Source organism: Mesorhizobium sp. WSM4898, from assembly GCF_029625845.1.
Classification (GTDB): Bacteria; Pseudomonadota; Alphaproteobacteria; order Rhizobiales; family Rhizobiaceae; genus Mesorhizobium.
The window spans coordinates 814,033-827,320 of the sequence record NZ_JARTVQ010000003.1 but is presented as its reverse complement, the minus strand read 5'-3'; the positions used below and the strand labels follow the sequence as shown (position 1 = coordinate 827,320).

The 13,288-nt window shown below is 64.6% G+C and carries 13 protein-coding genes; 6 read left to right on the top strand and 7 right to left on the bottom strand.

Translation table 11 applies throughout. The features are described 5' to 3' along the window. Window positions 1-5: 5 nt before the first annotated feature. Window positions 6-1,121 carry a 4-hydroxyphenylpyruvate dioxygenase gene (gene hppD, locus P9228_RS18880; RefSeq protein WP_278054840.1) on the bottom strand — a complete coding sequence of 372 codons (1,116 nt, stop codon included), beginning with the start codon at window positions 1,119-1,121 and terminating at the stop codon, window positions 6-8. Between the two features lie 138 nt (window positions 1,122-1,259). Here hppD and P9228_RS18875 point away from each other — a divergent pair, with 138 nt between their 5' ends. Then, the gene (locus tag P9228_RS18875) at window positions 1,260-1,727 is read left to right on the top strand and encodes an Lrp/AsnC family transcriptional regulator (RefSeq protein WP_059187534.1); all 468 of its coding nucleotides are present in this window, start codon (window positions 1,260-1,262) and stop codon (window positions 1,725-1,727) included. A 77-nt stretch (window positions 1,728-1,804) separates the two neighbouring features. Here P9228_RS18875 and P9228_RS18870 read toward each other — a convergent pair whose 3' ends face one another. From P9228_RS18870 to aztA, 4 genes are all read right to left on the bottom strand, one after another. After that, window positions 1,805-2,143, bottom strand: coding sequence for a TIGR01244 family sulfur transferase (locus P9228_RS18870; RefSeq protein ID WP_067000965.1), 339 nt, complete (start codon window positions 2,141-2,143; stop codon window positions 1,805-1,807). Window positions 2,144-2,287: 144 nt separating this feature from the next. Next, the gene (gene aztC, locus P9228_RS18865) at window positions 2,288-3,229 is read right to left on the bottom strand and encodes a zinc ABC transporter substrate-binding protein AztC (protein WP_127215372.1); all 942 of its coding nucleotides are present in this window, start codon (window positions 3,227-3,229) and stop codon (window positions 2,288-2,290) included. Between the two features lie 25 nt (window positions 3,230-3,254). Further along, complete coding sequence (gene aztB, locus P9228_RS18860; RefSeq protein ID WP_067000522.1) at window positions 3,255-4,130, bottom strand: zinc ABC transporter permease AztB; 876 nt, start codon at window positions 4,128-4,130, stop codon at window positions 3,255-3,257. Continuing rightward, entirely contained in the window at window positions 4,130-4,948 is an 819-nt protein-coding gene (aztA, locus tag P9228_RS18855) for a zinc ABC transporter ATP-binding protein AztA (protein ID WP_067330176.1), read from the bottom strand. Before aztA ends, aztB begins: the two co-directional genes overlap by 1 nt. Window positions 4,949-5,180: 232 nt before the next feature. Here aztA and P9228_RS18850 point away from each other — a divergent pair, with 232 nt between their 5' ends. Beyond that, window positions 5,181-5,525, top strand: a complete 345-nt coding sequence (locus P9228_RS18850; protein WP_067000525.1) for a RidA family protein — start codon at window positions 5,181-5,183, stop codon at window positions 5,523-5,525. A 50-nt stretch (window positions 5,526-5,575) separates the two neighbouring features. On the opposite strand, the gene hutC is transcribed toward P9228_RS18850, so the two are convergent. Both hutC and P9228_RS18840 read right to left on the bottom strand, forming a co-directional pair. Next, entirely contained in the window at window positions 5,576-6,322 is a 747-nt protein-coding gene (hutC, locus tag P9228_RS18845; RefSeq protein WP_067000527.1) for a histidine utilization repressor, read from the bottom strand. 5 nt (window positions 6,323-6,327) lie between these two features. Then, window positions 6,328-7,683, bottom strand: coding sequence for a formimidoylglutamate deiminase (locus P9228_RS18840; protein WP_278054834.1), 1,356 nt, complete (start codon window positions 7,681-7,683; stop codon window positions 6,328-6,330). Between the two features lie 98 nt (window positions 7,684-7,781). On the opposite strand from P9228_RS18840, the gene hutI reads away from it, so the two are divergent. The 4 genes from hutI to hutU all read left to right on the top strand — a co-directional run bounded on the left by hutI (window position 7,782) and on the right by hutU (window position 13,287). After that, a complete protein-coding gene (gene hutI, locus P9228_RS18835; protein ID WP_278054832.1) occupies window positions 7,782-9,011 on the top strand; it encodes an imidazolonepropionase in 1,230 nt (409 codons plus the stop codon). Beyond that, a complete protein-coding gene (hutH, locus tag P9228_RS18830) occupies window positions 9,008-10,543 on the top strand; it encodes a histidine ammonia-lyase (RefSeq protein ID WP_278054830.1) in 1,536 nt (511 codons plus the stop codon). Before hutI ends, hutH begins: the two co-directional genes overlap by 4 nt. Window positions 10,544-10,763: 220 nt before the next feature. Then, window positions 10,764-11,579 carry an N-formylglutamate deformylase gene (hutG, locus tag P9228_RS18825; RefSeq protein WP_278054828.1) on the top strand — a complete coding sequence of 272 codons (816 nt, stop codon included), beginning with the start codon at window positions 10,764-10,766 and terminating at the stop codon, window positions 11,577-11,579. A gap of 37 nt (window positions 11,580-11,616) precedes the next feature. After that, entirely contained in the window at window positions 11,617-13,287 is a 1,671-nt protein-coding gene (hutU, locus tag P9228_RS18820) for a urocanate hydratase (RefSeq protein ID WP_095824770.1), read from the top strand. Window position 13,288 lies beyond the last annotated feature (1 nt).

The window sequence follows — 13,288 nt, the reverse complement described above, 5'->3', positions numbered from 1 at the left end:
GCTGACTACGCCGCCCTGCCATCCAGCTTGATCACGCCACGCTTGATCTGGTCCTGCTCGATCGATTCGAACAGCGCGCGGAAATTCCCTTCGCCAAAACCTTCGTCGCCCTTCCTTTGGATAAATTCGAAGAAGATCGGCCCGATCACCGTCTTCGAGAAGATCTGCAGCAAGATCTTGGTCATACCGCCGTCGACGACGCCTTCGCCGTCGATCAGGATGCCGTGCTTCTTCATGCGCTCGATCGGCTCGTCATGGCCGTGCACGCGCTCATGCGACATCTCGTAATAGGTGTCGGGCGGGCCGGGCATGAACTTCAGCCCGTTGGCGGCGAGCTTGTCGGTGGCATCGTAGATCGCGTCCGTACCGACGGCGATGTGCTGGATGCCCTCGCCATTGTACTTCTTCAAATACTCGGCGATCTGGCTGGTTTCGTCCTTGGACTCGTTGAGCGGAATGCGAATCTTGCCGCAGGGCGAGGTGATCGCCCGGCTGACCAGTCCGGTGATCCTGCCGTCGATGTCGAAGAAATGGATCTGCTTGAAGCCGAACAGGTCACGGTAGAAATCCCACCACTTGTCCATGTTGCCGCGATAGACATTGTGGGTCAGGTGGTCGAGATAGTAGAAGCCGACGCCTTCGGGTTTCGAATTGCGCTCGCCCAGCCACTCGAACTCGGCATCGTAAGCCGAGCCCTTGTCGCCATAGGTTTCGATGAAATAGAGGAGCGATCCGCCGATGCCGACGATCGCCGGCGCGTCGAGCGCCTTGTCGGTGCCCTCATAGGGCACAGCACCCTTCGACACGGCATGGTCGAAGGCATGCTTGGCATCGACCACGCGCCACGCCATCGAGGCGGCGCAGGGGCCGTGCTTTTCGACGAATTTCATCGCATGCGAGCCTGGCTCGGCATTGACGACATAGTTGATGTCGCCCTGGCGCCAGACGGTAATGTCCTTGGTGCGGTGCTTCGCCACCGCGACATAGCCCATGCGGGCAAAGAGCTCGGCGAGTTTTGCCGGGTCTGAATGCGCGAACTCAACGAATTCGAAGCCGTCGGTGCCGGCGGGATTCGCCTTGCTGATCTTGGCAGGCGGGGCGTCATGCGGGAAGGGGCCCATGGCAGTCCTCCGAAAGCTGGTGCGGCCGTGCTTGGCCAGTTTTCACCATAATAACGCTGGACGGCTGCATGGTGCTTGCATTCAACCGCCTGGAATGCCCATCATGTGCGTAGATTGTGCATGATTGGGGAGAAAATCATGGATGATGCGCGCCTTGATCAATTTGACCGCAAGATACTGGCGCTCCTGCAGGGCGATGCGCGGCTCACCAACAACGACCTTTCGGAGCGTGTGAACCTGTCGGCCTCGCAATGCTCGCGCCGCCGCCAGCGGCTGGAGGAAGATGGCTATATCAGGGGCTATCGCGCCGTGCTCGACCGCGACCGTCTCGGCTTTTCGCTGGTCAATGTGATTTCGGTGACCTTGGCCACCCACAACCGCGACAATGCCCGCCGCTTCGGCGAGCTGGTGGCGCGGCTACCCGAGGTGCAGGAAGCGCACGCGCTGACCGGCGAGATGGATTACATCCTGAAGGTGGTGACGCCCGATCTCAAATCGCTTTCCGAGTTCGTCAACGGCGTGCTGCTGCCGCATGAATCGGTGCAGCACGTCAAGACAGCGATCGTGCTGGAAACGTTGAAAGAGACCGGCGCGCTGCCGATTTAGTTTGCGGAGATCTTTGTTGGATGCGACGGCGACGGAACGCGAACCTGCGGAATTGGCTCTCGCCAATGCGCAAGCTTTCACCCCCGCTGCTGCTGGATCAGCCCATAGAGGTTGGTGCAGCGCGCGCCGGAGCGGCAATAGGCGAAGACTGGGCCTTCGAGCTCGTCGAGCGCCTCGGCCTGATCCTCGACATTGTCCATGGTGAGCTGGCCGCTGATCACCGGGATGTAGCGGAAGGCGAGCCCCGCAGCTTCCGCGGCCGCCTTGACGCTGTCGGCAGAGGGCTGGCCGGGCTGCTCGTCGTCCGGCCGGTTGCAGATGACGCTCTTGAAGCCGGCGTCCTTGATGGCAACGATGTCCTCGGGCTGGATCTGCCCCGAGACCGAATAGTCTTCGCTGATCTGGCGGTATTCCATAGCGTCGTCCTCGCAATCCTTGGCCGCAGTCATGCCACCGCGCGGCATTAGCGGCAATCCGTAGCACCGGATCTCTCTGCCAAATAGAGAGTGCGGGGCGGAAAATCCAACCGGGCCGATTTTAGCCCGGTTGGATGATGCCGCTTAGCTTCCGAGCAGCGCGCCTTTGAACTGCTCGATGTTGTTGTGCATCATGTCGATATAAGTCGAGGCCGGGCCGTCGGGCGGCGACAGCGCATCGGAATAGAGCGTGCCGCCGACCTTGATGCCGGTCTCGCTGGCGATCTGCTCGATGAGCCTGGGGTTGGTGATGTTCTCGATGAAGATTGCCGCCGCCTTGTCCTGCTTGACCTGGTTGACCAGCTTGGCCACGTCGGCGGCCGAAGGCTCGGAATCGGTCGAGATGCCTTGCGGAGCAAGGAAGGTCAGGCCGTATGCATGCTCGAAATAGCCGAAGGCGTCGTGCGAGGTGATGACGACGCGCTTGGCCTCGGGGATCGCCTGGATCGCCGCGGTCACTTCGCCCTCCAACGCGTCGAGCTTCTGCGTGTAAGCGGCGGCATTGGCCTTGTAGCTGTCGCAGCCCGCGCTATCGGCGGCGCAGAATGCATCGGCGATATTCTTCACGTAGATCTTGGCATTGGCAATCGACTGGAAGGCGTGCGGGTCGTTGACCGTCTTGCCGCCGCCGGTGCCGGCGCCTTCGGCCGCGTCGGCATCGGCGAATTCCGGCTTGAAGGCGATCGGCGTCACGCCCTTGGTCAGCGTCACGATCGTCGCCTTGGTGGCGCTGGTGTCGACCAGGCGCTGCAAAAAGCCTTCGAAATGCAGACCGTTGACCAGCACGACATCGGCGCCGGCCATCGCCACCGCATCGGCGGGGGTCGGCTCGTAGACATGCGCGTCGCCGTCCGGGCCGACGATGGTGGTGATGTTGACGCGGTCGCCGCCGACATTTTTCGCAAAGTCAGCGATCACCGTGAAGCTCGCCACCACCTTGAGCGGCGCCGCAAAAGCGGACGATGTGGCGAAAGCGCTTAATGTTATAACGCTCAGCGCCAGGGCGGCGCGGAAGGATTTCAACATTGGGAAGAGTCTCCTTGCTTGGGGATTAAGCTGTGCGGTGGCGGTGATGCACGATACGGGCGCGCAGCGCGCCGCGCGTGCCGAACAGGATCGAGCAGAAATAAACGACGCCGGCCGAAAGGATGATAGCCGGGCCGGACGGCAGTGAGGCGTGATAGGACAAAAGCAGTCCGGCTATGCAGGAGGCAAAGCCGATCAGCACCGCCAGCGCGCACATCGGCTCGACGCGAACCGTCCAGAAGCGGGCGGCGGCGGCCGGCAGCATCATCAGCCCGACCGAGAGCAGCGTGCCCAGCGCCTGGAAACCGCCAACGAGGTTGAGCACGACCAGCCCAAGAAAGATGAAATGGACCGGGCTGCCCATGCGGCTCACCGAGCGCAGGAACAGCGGATCGAGGCATTCGGCGACCAGCGCCCGCCAGAAGATGGCGAGGCAGGCGAGCGTCACAACCACGATGCCGCAGATCAGGATCAGCGCCTCGTTGTTGAGCGCCAGCACGGTGCCGAACAGCACATGCATCAGGTCGACGCTCGAGCCGCGGATCGACACCATAAGCACGCCGATGGCGAGCGAGATCAGATAGAAGGCCGCCATCGAGGCGTCCTCGCGCTGGATGGTGAAGCGCGAAACCGCCCCTGCGCCGAGCGCGACGATGATGCCGGCGATCAGCCCGCCGACGGTCATCGGCAGGATCTCGAGGCCATAGAACAGGAAGCCCGCGGCGGCACCGGGCAGGATGGCGTGCGCCATTGCGTCGCCCGACAGGCTCATGCGCCTGAGCATCAGGAAGACGCCGACCGGGCAGGCGCCGAGCGACAGCATCAGCGAGCCGAACAGCGCCCGTTGCATGAAGGCGAAATCGGCGAAGGGCTGGATGAACAGGCCGTAGAGAAACTCCATCACGCCGCCCTCGGTCCGGAGCCATGGCCGTGATGATGATCATGCGCGTGCGCGTGGTCATGATGTTCGTGGTCATGGCCATGGTCATCGGGCTCGCACCAGGGCGCGTTCTCTTCCCAGGCCTCGTGAAAACGCCGCGCCTTGAGCAGGTTTTCAGGCCTGAGCGTCTGTTTTGTGTCGCCCCAGGCGACAGGCTGGCGGGCGAGCAGCAGCGTCTCGGGAAAATTCCGCCGCACGAGATCGAGGTCGTGGACGACCACCATGATCGTGCGCTCCTCGCCATGCCAGCGCTTTATCAGCTGGATGAGGTCGCCGACGGTCTTGGCGTCGACGGCATTGAACGGCTCGTCGAGCAGGATGAGGTCGGCATCCTGCAACAGCACGCGGGCAAACAACGTGCGCTGCAGCTGACCCCCGGAGAGCGTGTCGATCGGCCGCTTCTCGAAGCCGCCGAGCCCGACCGCCATCAGCGCCTTGCTGACCGACTCGCGATCCTCTTTGGTGTAGCGTCCGAGCATGCCGCGCTTCGGCCACAGGCCAAGCGAGACCAGGTCGACCACCCGCGCCGGGAAGCTGCGGTCGAGCTCCGACTGCTGCGGCAGATAAGCGGTGCGCACGCCGGGCGCGCGGACAACCGTGCCCTCCATCGGCTTCAGCACGCCGACAATGCCCTTCATCAGCGTCGACTTGCCCGAGCCGTTGGCGCCGACGACGGCAGTCAGCGAGCCTTTTCGGACCGTGCCGTTGAGGTGATGGATGGCGGGATGGCTGTTGTAACCGAGCGTCAGGTCGCGGAAGGTCAGGCAGGCATTTGTCATCAGACGTTCCGGATCGGACACGAATTCGAGAGTACTCGTCGATATGTGATGTTATTACATTAGTCAACATGCCGGTTCGGCAGAATTGTGTCCAGATCGGTCAACTCGCCGTGTACACGGAAGCGGTCCGGAGCCGATAAATTGGCTCAATCGGTTTCGCGCCGGTCGGCCTTGCCCGGAGCCGGCACGAACTCTAAACAGGCGCGACCCTAGAAAAGAAGGAAACTCTCCCATGAGCATTCGTCGTATCGATGTCGGCCCGCGCATGAGCCAGATCGTCATTCACGGCAACACTGTCTATCTGGCCGGCCAAGTCGGTGAGCCCGGCGGCAACGTCGCCTCGCAGACTCGCGACATCCTGAAGACCATCGACGAATTGCTGGCCAAGGCTGGCACCGACAAGACCAAGATCGTGCAGGCGATCATCTGGCTGGCCGACATGGGCACCTTCGCCGAGATGAATTCGGAGTGGGACAAGTGGGTGCCGCAGGGCCACACCCCCGCCCGCGCCACCGGCGAAGCCAAGCTCGCCACCCCGGAATATCTGGTCGAGATCATCGTTACGGCGGCGCTGTAAGGCGCAGGAACCGCCAATCTTCCCCGTGGGCCCCACGAGGGGAAGATCGCTCATCCCTGCGAAGGCGTGAACCGCGCCACAAGCGTGTGGCTTTCCGCCGGATAGATGAAGCGCACTTGCGTGACCGGATGCTCGGCGCTCCAGGTGCGGCGCTCGACCACCAGGCAGGGCGCGCCGGGATCGATGTCGAGCGTGTCGGCGATAGTTTCGTCAGCCGCCATGGCGCGGATACGGTGCTCGGCCTCGCTCCACGGCACGCGTCCGATCAGCCAGGGGCCGGGCGCAATGTCGAGAAATTCTTCCTCGCTGGCCTCGCCCACCGCCGAAAGATTGATCAGGCGCTGCTCGAGCGCGAATGGCCGTTCGCCGGCAAAATGCAGCCCCTCCAGCCAAAGCACTGGACCCGTGGCTGATAGCCCAAGCAGCGACCGATCCTCGGCATTGCCACGCCGTTTCATGCGCTCGAGCCGTTCATAACGATAGGGCAGGCCAAGCGCCTCGACCTCGATCCTGATGTCGTGCAGCTCCAGCACCGCCGCCTGCGACTGCGGCTGGCGCACGAAGCTGCCCGAGCGGCGGCGGCGCTCGATCAACCCCGCCTTGGCGAGCTGCGACAGCGCCTTGTTCACCGTCATGCGCGAACAATCATATTGAGCCGTCAGCTCGTGCTCGAACGGGATGCGGTGGCCGGGTGCCCATGCACCCGACAGGATTTTTTCCCGGATGTCGGACAGGATCCGCTGGTGCAGCGAGAGAGTCTCGCCGTCTTCCATCTCTGCCGTTTCGGCCATGCTCATCGGGATCAGCCTTCGGACAGCGCCATCATCACTTTGCGGAAGCGCCCGGCGACCGCCTCGCGTTTGACATGCCTGCCGCCGCTCACTTGCTTCTTGCCATGCACCCAGACACAATCGACCTTGCTGCCATTGGCAAAGATCCAGGCGTCGAGGATGGCATCGCCCGCCTTGCCGGCAAGCGAGGGATGGCTAGCGTCGAGCGAGACGAAATCGGCGGGCCTGGCGACGGCGAGGGTTGAGGGGCCGGCGCCGAGCGCGATACTGCCGCCATCGAGCGCGGCCTCGAACAGCGCGCGACCGGTAGAGCCGCCGGCGCGCGCCAGCACATTGCGGGCGCGGTGGGCAAGGCGCTGCGAATATTCGAGCTGCCGAAGCTCGTCCGGCGGGCCGATCAGCACATTGGAGTCGGAGCCGACGCCGAAGCGGCCGCCATGTTCGATGAACAGGGGGGCGGCGAAAGTGCCGTCGCCGAGATTGGCCTCGGTGATCGGGCAGAGGCCAGCGACGGCTCCGGCCTTGGCCATGGCGATCGTCTCGGCTTCGGTCATATGCGTGGCGTGGATCAGGCACCAGCGACTGTCGACCTTGGCGTTTGCCAGCAGGAATTCGACCGGGCGCTTGCCCGACCAGGCGATGCAGTCCTCGACCTCCTTCACCTGCTCGGCGACATGGATGTGGATCGGCCCGTTCGGCGCCATTGCGGCAACGGCGTTGACTTCGTCCGGCGTTGCGGCGCGCAGGCTGTGCGGCGCGACGCCGACGACGGCTTGCTCAAGCGAGCGAACGCCCTCGCGAGTTTTCTCAAGCAAACGTCTGAAGCATTCGACATCATTGATGAATCGCCGCTGGCCTTCGTTGGGAGCAGCGCCGCCGAAGGCCGAATGGGCATAGAAGACTGGCAGCAGGGTCAGCTCGATGCCGGTGTCGGCGGCGGCAGAAGCAATGCGCTCCGCCATCTCGGCGATGTTGGCATAAGGCTGCCCGTCGCGGTCGTGATGCAGATAGTGAAACTCGCCGACGCGCGAAAAACCGGCTTCCAGCATCTCCACATAAAGCTGCGCCGCGACCGCTTCGACCTGGTCCGGCGTCATCGACAGCGCGAAGCGGTACATCACCTCGCGCCAGCTCCAGAAACTGTCGGCCGAGGGACCGCGCAGTTCGGCAAGCCCCGCCATGCCGCGCTGGAAGGCGTGGCTGTGCAGGTTGGGCATGCCGGGCAGGACGATGGCGTGGCGTTCGTCGCCGGCGTGCGCCGAAGAGCCCGCTTCGACTGCAGAGATACGGCCGCCCTCGAATGCGATCCTCACATTGCCCCGCCAACCGCCGGGCAGCAGCGCCTGTTCCGCAAAGATCACCGTCACGTCCAAACTCCCAATCCGAAAGCCCGAGCGACATTAACACTTGCGTCGCGTTCCAATATGTATATACATAATCGTCATCCTTTCAAATGGAAAAGATGATGGGTGGAGCAAACGGAAAGAGCAGCCTTCGTCTGTGGCGCAATGCGCGCCTGGCGACCATGGCCGAGGGTGCTCCCGGTCTCGGCATCGTCGAGAAAGGTGCGATCGCCGCGCGCGACGGGCTGATCGTCTATGCCGGACCGGAGGCCGACCTGCCGGCAGCCGCCGGGCAGGGCGCCGAAACGGTTGATTGCCAGGGCCGCTGGATCACCCCCGGCCTGATCGATTGCCACACCCACCTTGTCTACGCCGGCAACCGCGCCAACGAATTCGAGATGCGCCTGGCCGGAGCCACCTATGAGGAGGTGGCGAGGGCAGGGGGTGGCATCGTTTCCTCGGTCAAGTCGCTGCGCGCCGCGAGCGAAGACGAGCTCGTCTCCCAGACGCTGCCCCGCCTCGACGCGCTGATGGCCGAAGGCGTGACGACCGTCGAGGTCAAGTCGGGCTACGGCCTCGATGCCGACAATGAAAAAAAGTCGCTGCGCGCTGCCCGCCGTCTGGCCAGTGAGCGTCCAATCACGATCCTCACGACCTGTCTCGCCGCCCATGCGCTGCCGCCCGAAGCCAGGGGCGACAAGGACGCTTTCATCGATCTCGTCGCCGGCACGATCCTCCCGGCGGTTGCCGCCGAAAAGCTCGCGGACGCCGTCGACGGTTTTTGCGAGGGCATTGCCTTCTCACCGGAACAGATCGCGCGCGTCTTCGATAAGGCGAAAGCGCTTGGCCTGCCGGTGAAGCTTCACGCCGACCAGTTGTCCAACCTGCATGGCGCCGCGCTTGCCGCGCGCTACGGCGCGCTGTCGGCTGATCACCTGGAATACACCGATGAGGAGGGCGCCGCGGCGATGGCCGGGTCCGGCACCGTCGCGACCATCCTGCCCGGCGCCTACTACTTCATCCGCGAGACCAAGAGGCCGCCGGTCGATCTCTTCCGCCGCCACGGCGTGAAGATGGCGGTCGCCACCGACTCCAATCCCGGCACCTCGCCGCTTACCTCGCTGCTGCTCACCATGAACATGGCCGCGACGCTCTTTGGCCTGACCATCGACGAATGCCTCGCCGGCGTCACCCGCGAGGCCGCGCGTGCGCTGGGGCTTCTCGACCGGACCGGCACGCTGGAAGCCGGCAAATCGGCCGACCTTGCCGTCTGGGATATCGAGCGTCCGGCCGAACTTGTCTACCGCATGGGCTTCAATCCGCTCCATGCCCGCATCTGGAGAGGACAATGACCGAACTGATCCTGAAGCCCGGCAGCGCAACGCTTGCCGACTGGCGCGCCATCTATCGCGGCGCCGTGCCGAAGCTCGACGATGCCTGCCGGCCGAAGATCAAGGCCAGCGCCGAAGCCGTCGCCCGCATCGTCGCCAAAGGCGAGCCGGTCTACGGCATCAACACCGGCTTCGGTAAGCTCGCCAGCGTTCGCATTCCGGCAAACGATCTTGAAACGCTGCAACGCAACATCGTGCTTTCCCACGCCGCGGGCGTCGGCGAACCGATGCCGGCCCCCGTGGTGCGGCTGATGATGGCGTTGAAGCTGGCGAGCCTCGCCCAGGGCGCTTCCGGCGTGCGCGCCGAGACCATCGACCTGCTCCAGGGGATGCTCGCCAACGACGTCATCCCGGTGGTGCCGGCGCAAGGTTCTGTCGGCGCCTCGGGCGACCTTGCGCCGCTCGCGCATATGACGGCGGTCATGATCGGCGTCGGTGAATGTTTTACCCCGCATGGCCGCTTCCCGGCCAAGGTTGCCTTCGTCTCGCATGGGCTGGAACCGGTCACGCTCGGGGCCAAGGAAGGCCTGGCGCTGCTCAACGGCACCCAGTTCTCGACCGCCTTCGCGCTCGCCGCCCTGTTCGAAGCCGAGACGCTCTACCAGTCGGCGCTGGTCGCCGGCGCGCTGTCGACCGATGCTGCCCGCGGCTCCGACGCGCCTTTCGATCCGCGTATTCATCTGTTGCGCAAGCATCGCGGCCAGATCGAGACCGCGGACGCGTTGCGCGACCTGATGGCCGGCAGCGCCATTCGTGAATCGCACCGCGTTGGCGACGAGCGCGTGCAGGATCCATACTGCCTGCGCTGCCAGCCGCAGGTGATGGGCGCCGCGCTCGACGTCCTGCGCAAGGCGGCCGACACGCTCGAGACCGAAGCCAACGGCGTCACCGACAACCCGCTGATCTTCGCCGAGGACGACACCGCGCTCTCGGGCGGCAACTTTCACGCCGAGCCGGTGGCCTTTGCCGCCGACATGATCGCGCTTGCCGTCTGCGAGATCGGCTCGCTGTCTGAGCGCCGCATCGCCATGCTGGTCGATCCGGCGCTCTCCGGCATGCCGGCTTTCCTGACGCCGAAGCCTGGCCTCAATTCCGGTTTCATGATCCCCCAGGTGACGGCGGCGGCGCTCGTTTCGGAAAACAAGCAGAAGGCCTATCCGGCGAGCGTCGATTCCATCCCGACCTCGGCCAACCAGGAAGACCATGTCTCGATGGCTGCCCACGGCGCGCGCCGGCTGCTCGGCATGATCGAGAATGCAACGGCCGTCATCGGCATCGAGCTGTTGGCAGCCGCGCAGGGCTGCGATTTCCATGCCCCGCTCGCTTCGAGCGAAGCGCTGGAAACGGTGCGCAAGCTGGTCCGAGCCGAGGTGCCGCATCTCGACAACGACCGGCATTTCCACCCCGACATGGAAAAGGCGATCGCCCTGGTCCGCAGCGGCGCCGCGGTTAAGGCGGCGGGTGCGGTGGCGCTGCCGGGGATTGCGTCATGAGATTGAATGCTCTGATAGGTCGCGATCCTTCACGTCCCCCGCTGTCCTGCCGGACATCTCCCCCACAAGGGGGGAGATTGGCAACTTTGGCGCCCCGCTCCTTCTTGCAACGTGGACGATTGGCGAAAGCCGGCGTGATATCTGATCTCCCCCCTCGTGGGGGAGATGTCCGGCAGGACAGAGGGGGGCGCCGTAGAGCTCCAACCCGTGGAGAGCTCCAATGACCACGCCCTGGCTCACCATCACACGCGGTACGGCGCCGCTGCTGGTCTCGATCCCGCACACCGGCATAGATCTTGCGGGCCTCGACAGCCGGTTGGTGTCGCCGTGGCTCGGCCGCCGCGACTGCGACTGGTGGATCAACAAGCTGTACGACTTCGCGAACGATCTTGGCGCCACGGTCGTCCACACCGCCATCTCGCGCACCGTCATCGACGTCAACCGCGACCCCTCCGGCGTCTCGCTTTATCCTGGACAGGCGACGACCACGCTCTGCCCCACCGACACGTTTGATGGCGACCCGCTCTACCGCATGGGCGAGGAGCCGACGCCGTCCGAGATCGACCGGCGCCGCGAGACTTACTTCGCGCCTTACCATGCCGCACTGCAGGCTGAGATCGACCGGCTGCGCGGCATGCATGAGAAGATCGTGCTGTATGATTGCCATTCGATCCGCTCGGTGCTGCCGCGCCTGTTCGAAGGCACGCTGCCGGTGTTCAATCTCGGCACCAATGACGGCAAGAGCACCGAACCATCGCTGCAGGAAAAGGTAGCCGCCATCCTCGCGGCGAGCAGCCAGTCCTGGGTGGTCAATGGGCGCTTCAAGGGCGGTTGGATCACCAGAAGTTTCGGCCGGCCGCAGAGCGGCGTCCATGCGCTGCAGATGGAGCTCTCGAACCGCGGCTATATGCGCGAGCCGTCGGAAAAGGGCGCGCCAGACAACTGGCCGGTGCCTTACGACCCAACCTACGCGGCGCCGATCCGCGCCACGCTGAAAACCATTCTCGAAACCGCGATTGCCTGGGCCGCGCGCTGACGCTCCCGCCGCACCTGATCGAAAGGGAACTGCCGACATGACCGACCCTCGCCACAACATCCGTGAAGTCCGCGCGCCGCGCGGCGACAAGCTCAACGCCCGCTATTGGACGACCGAGGCGCCGCTGCGCATGCTGATGAACAATCTCGATCCGGAGGTCGCCGAGAACCCGAACGAGCTCGTGGTCTATGGCGGCATCGGCCGGGCGGCGCGCACCTGGAACGATTTCGACCGCATCGCCGCGTCACTGAAGACGCTCGGCGAGGACGAGACGCTCTTGGTGCAGTCGGGCAAGCCGGTCGGCGTCTTCCGCACCCACAAGGACGCGCCGCGCGTCTTGATCGCCAATTCCAACATCGTGCCGCACTGGGCGACCTGGGAAAAATTCAACGAGCTCGATAGGAAGGGCCTGATGATGTACGGCCAGATGACGGCCGGTTCCTGGATCTATATCGGCACGCAAGGCATCGTTCAGGGCACCTACGAGACCTTCGTCGAGGCCGGCCGCCAGCACTATGGCGGCAATCTCAATGGCAAGTGGATCCTGACCGCCGGCCTCGGCGGCATGGGCGGCGCCCAGCCTCTGGCCGCCGTCATGGCCGGCGCCTCCTGCCTCGCCATCGAATGCAATCCGGACTCGATCGACTTCCGCTTGCGCACTCGCTACCTCGACGAGAAGGCCGAAACGCTCGACGAGGCGATGGAAATGATCGAGCGCTGGATCAAGGCCGGCGAGGCGAAGTCCGTCGGCCTGCTCGGCAATGCCGCCGAGATCGTGCCGGAGATGTTCAGGCGTGGGATCCGCCCCGATATCCTCACCGACCAGACCTCGGCGCATGACCCGATCAACGGCTATCTGCCCAAGGGCTGGACCATGGCCGAATGGCGCGAGAAGCGCGTCAGCGATCCGAAGGCGGTGGAGAAGGCGGCGCGCGCGTCGATGCGCGAGCATGTCGAGGCGATGGTGGCGTTCTGGAACGCCGGCGTGCCGACGCTCGACTACGGTAACAACATCCGCCAGGTCGCCAAGGACGAGGGTTTCGAAAATGCCTTCGCCTTCCCCGGCTTCGTGCCGGCTTACATCCGTCCGCTGTTCTGTCGCGGCATCGGCCCGTTTCGCTGGGCTGCGCTCTCGGGCGATCCGGAAGATATCTACAAGACGGACGCCAAGGTGCGCGAACTCACCCCCGGCAACACGCATCTGCACAATTGGCTCGACATGGCGCGCGAGCGCATCTCCTTCCAGGGCCTGCCGGCGCGCATCTGCTGGGTCGGGCTTGGCGACCGCCACCGATTGGGACTCGCCTTCAACGAAATGGTGGCCAAGGGCGAGATCAAGGCGCCGGTCGTCATCGGCCGCGACCATCTCGATTCCGGCTCGGTCGCCTCGCCGAACCGCGAGACCGAGGCGATGAAGGATGGCTCCGACGCCATTTCCGACTGGCCGCTGCTCAACGCGCTGCTCAACACCGCGTCCGGCGCCACCTGGGTCTCGCTGCATCACGGCGGCGGCGTCGGCATGGGCTTCTCGCAGCATGCCGGCATGGTGATCGTCGCCGACGGAACGCCTGACGCGGCCAGGCGCCTGGAGCGCGTGCTGTGGAACGACCCCGCGACCGGCGTCATGCGTCACGCCGATGCCGGTTACGACATCGCCATCGAGTGCGCGAAGGAGCACCAGCTCAACCTGCCGGGCATACTGGGTTGAA

Bases quoted from the DNA above. Each gene is read 5' to 3' on its own strand.
- hppD (WP_278054840.1), bottom strand. From the start codon at position 1,121: ATGGGCCCCTTCCCGCATGACGCCCCGCCTGCCAAGATCAGCAAGGCG.
- hutU (WP_095824770.1), top strand. From the start codon at position 11,617: ATGACCGACCCTCGCCACAACATCCGTGAAGTCCGCGCGCCGCGCGGC.
- hutH (WP_278054830.1), top strand. From the start codon at position 9,008: ATGACCGAACTGATCCTGAAGCCCGGCAGCGCAACGCTTGCCGACTGG.
- aztB (WP_067000522.1), bottom strand. From the start codon at position 4,130: ATGGAGTTTCTCTACGGCCTGTTCATCCAGCCCTTCGCCGATTTCGCC.
- hutC (WP_067000527.1), bottom strand. From the start codon at position 6,322: ATGAGCATGGCCGAAACGGCAGAGATGGAAGACGGCGAGACTCTCTCG.
- P9228_RS18870 (WP_067000965.1), bottom strand. From the start codon at position 2,143: ATGGAATACCGCCAGATCAGCGAAGACTATTCGGTCTCGGGGCAGATC.
- aztC (WP_127215372.1), bottom strand. From the start codon at position 3,229: ATGTTGAAATCCTTCCGCGCCGCCCTGGCGCTGAGCGTTATAACATTA.
- P9228_RS18875 (WP_059187534.1), top strand. From the start codon at position 1,260: ATGGATGATGCGCGCCTTGATCAATTTGACCGCAAGATACTGGCGCTC.
- P9228_RS18850 (WP_067000525.1), top strand. From the start codon at position 5,181: ATGAGCATTCGTCGTATCGATGTCGGCCCGCGCATGAGCCAGATCGTC.
- aztA (WP_067330176.1), bottom strand. From the start codon at position 4,948: ATGACAAATGCCTGCCTGACCTTCCGCGACCTGACGCTCGGTTACAAC.
- hutG (WP_278054828.1), top strand. From the start codon at position 10,764: ATGACCACGCCCTGGCTCACCATCACACGCGGTACGGCGCCGCTGCTG.
- hutI (WP_278054832.1), top strand. From the start codon at position 7,782: ATGGGTGGAGCAAACGGAAAGAGCAGCCTTCGTCTGTGGCGCAATGCG.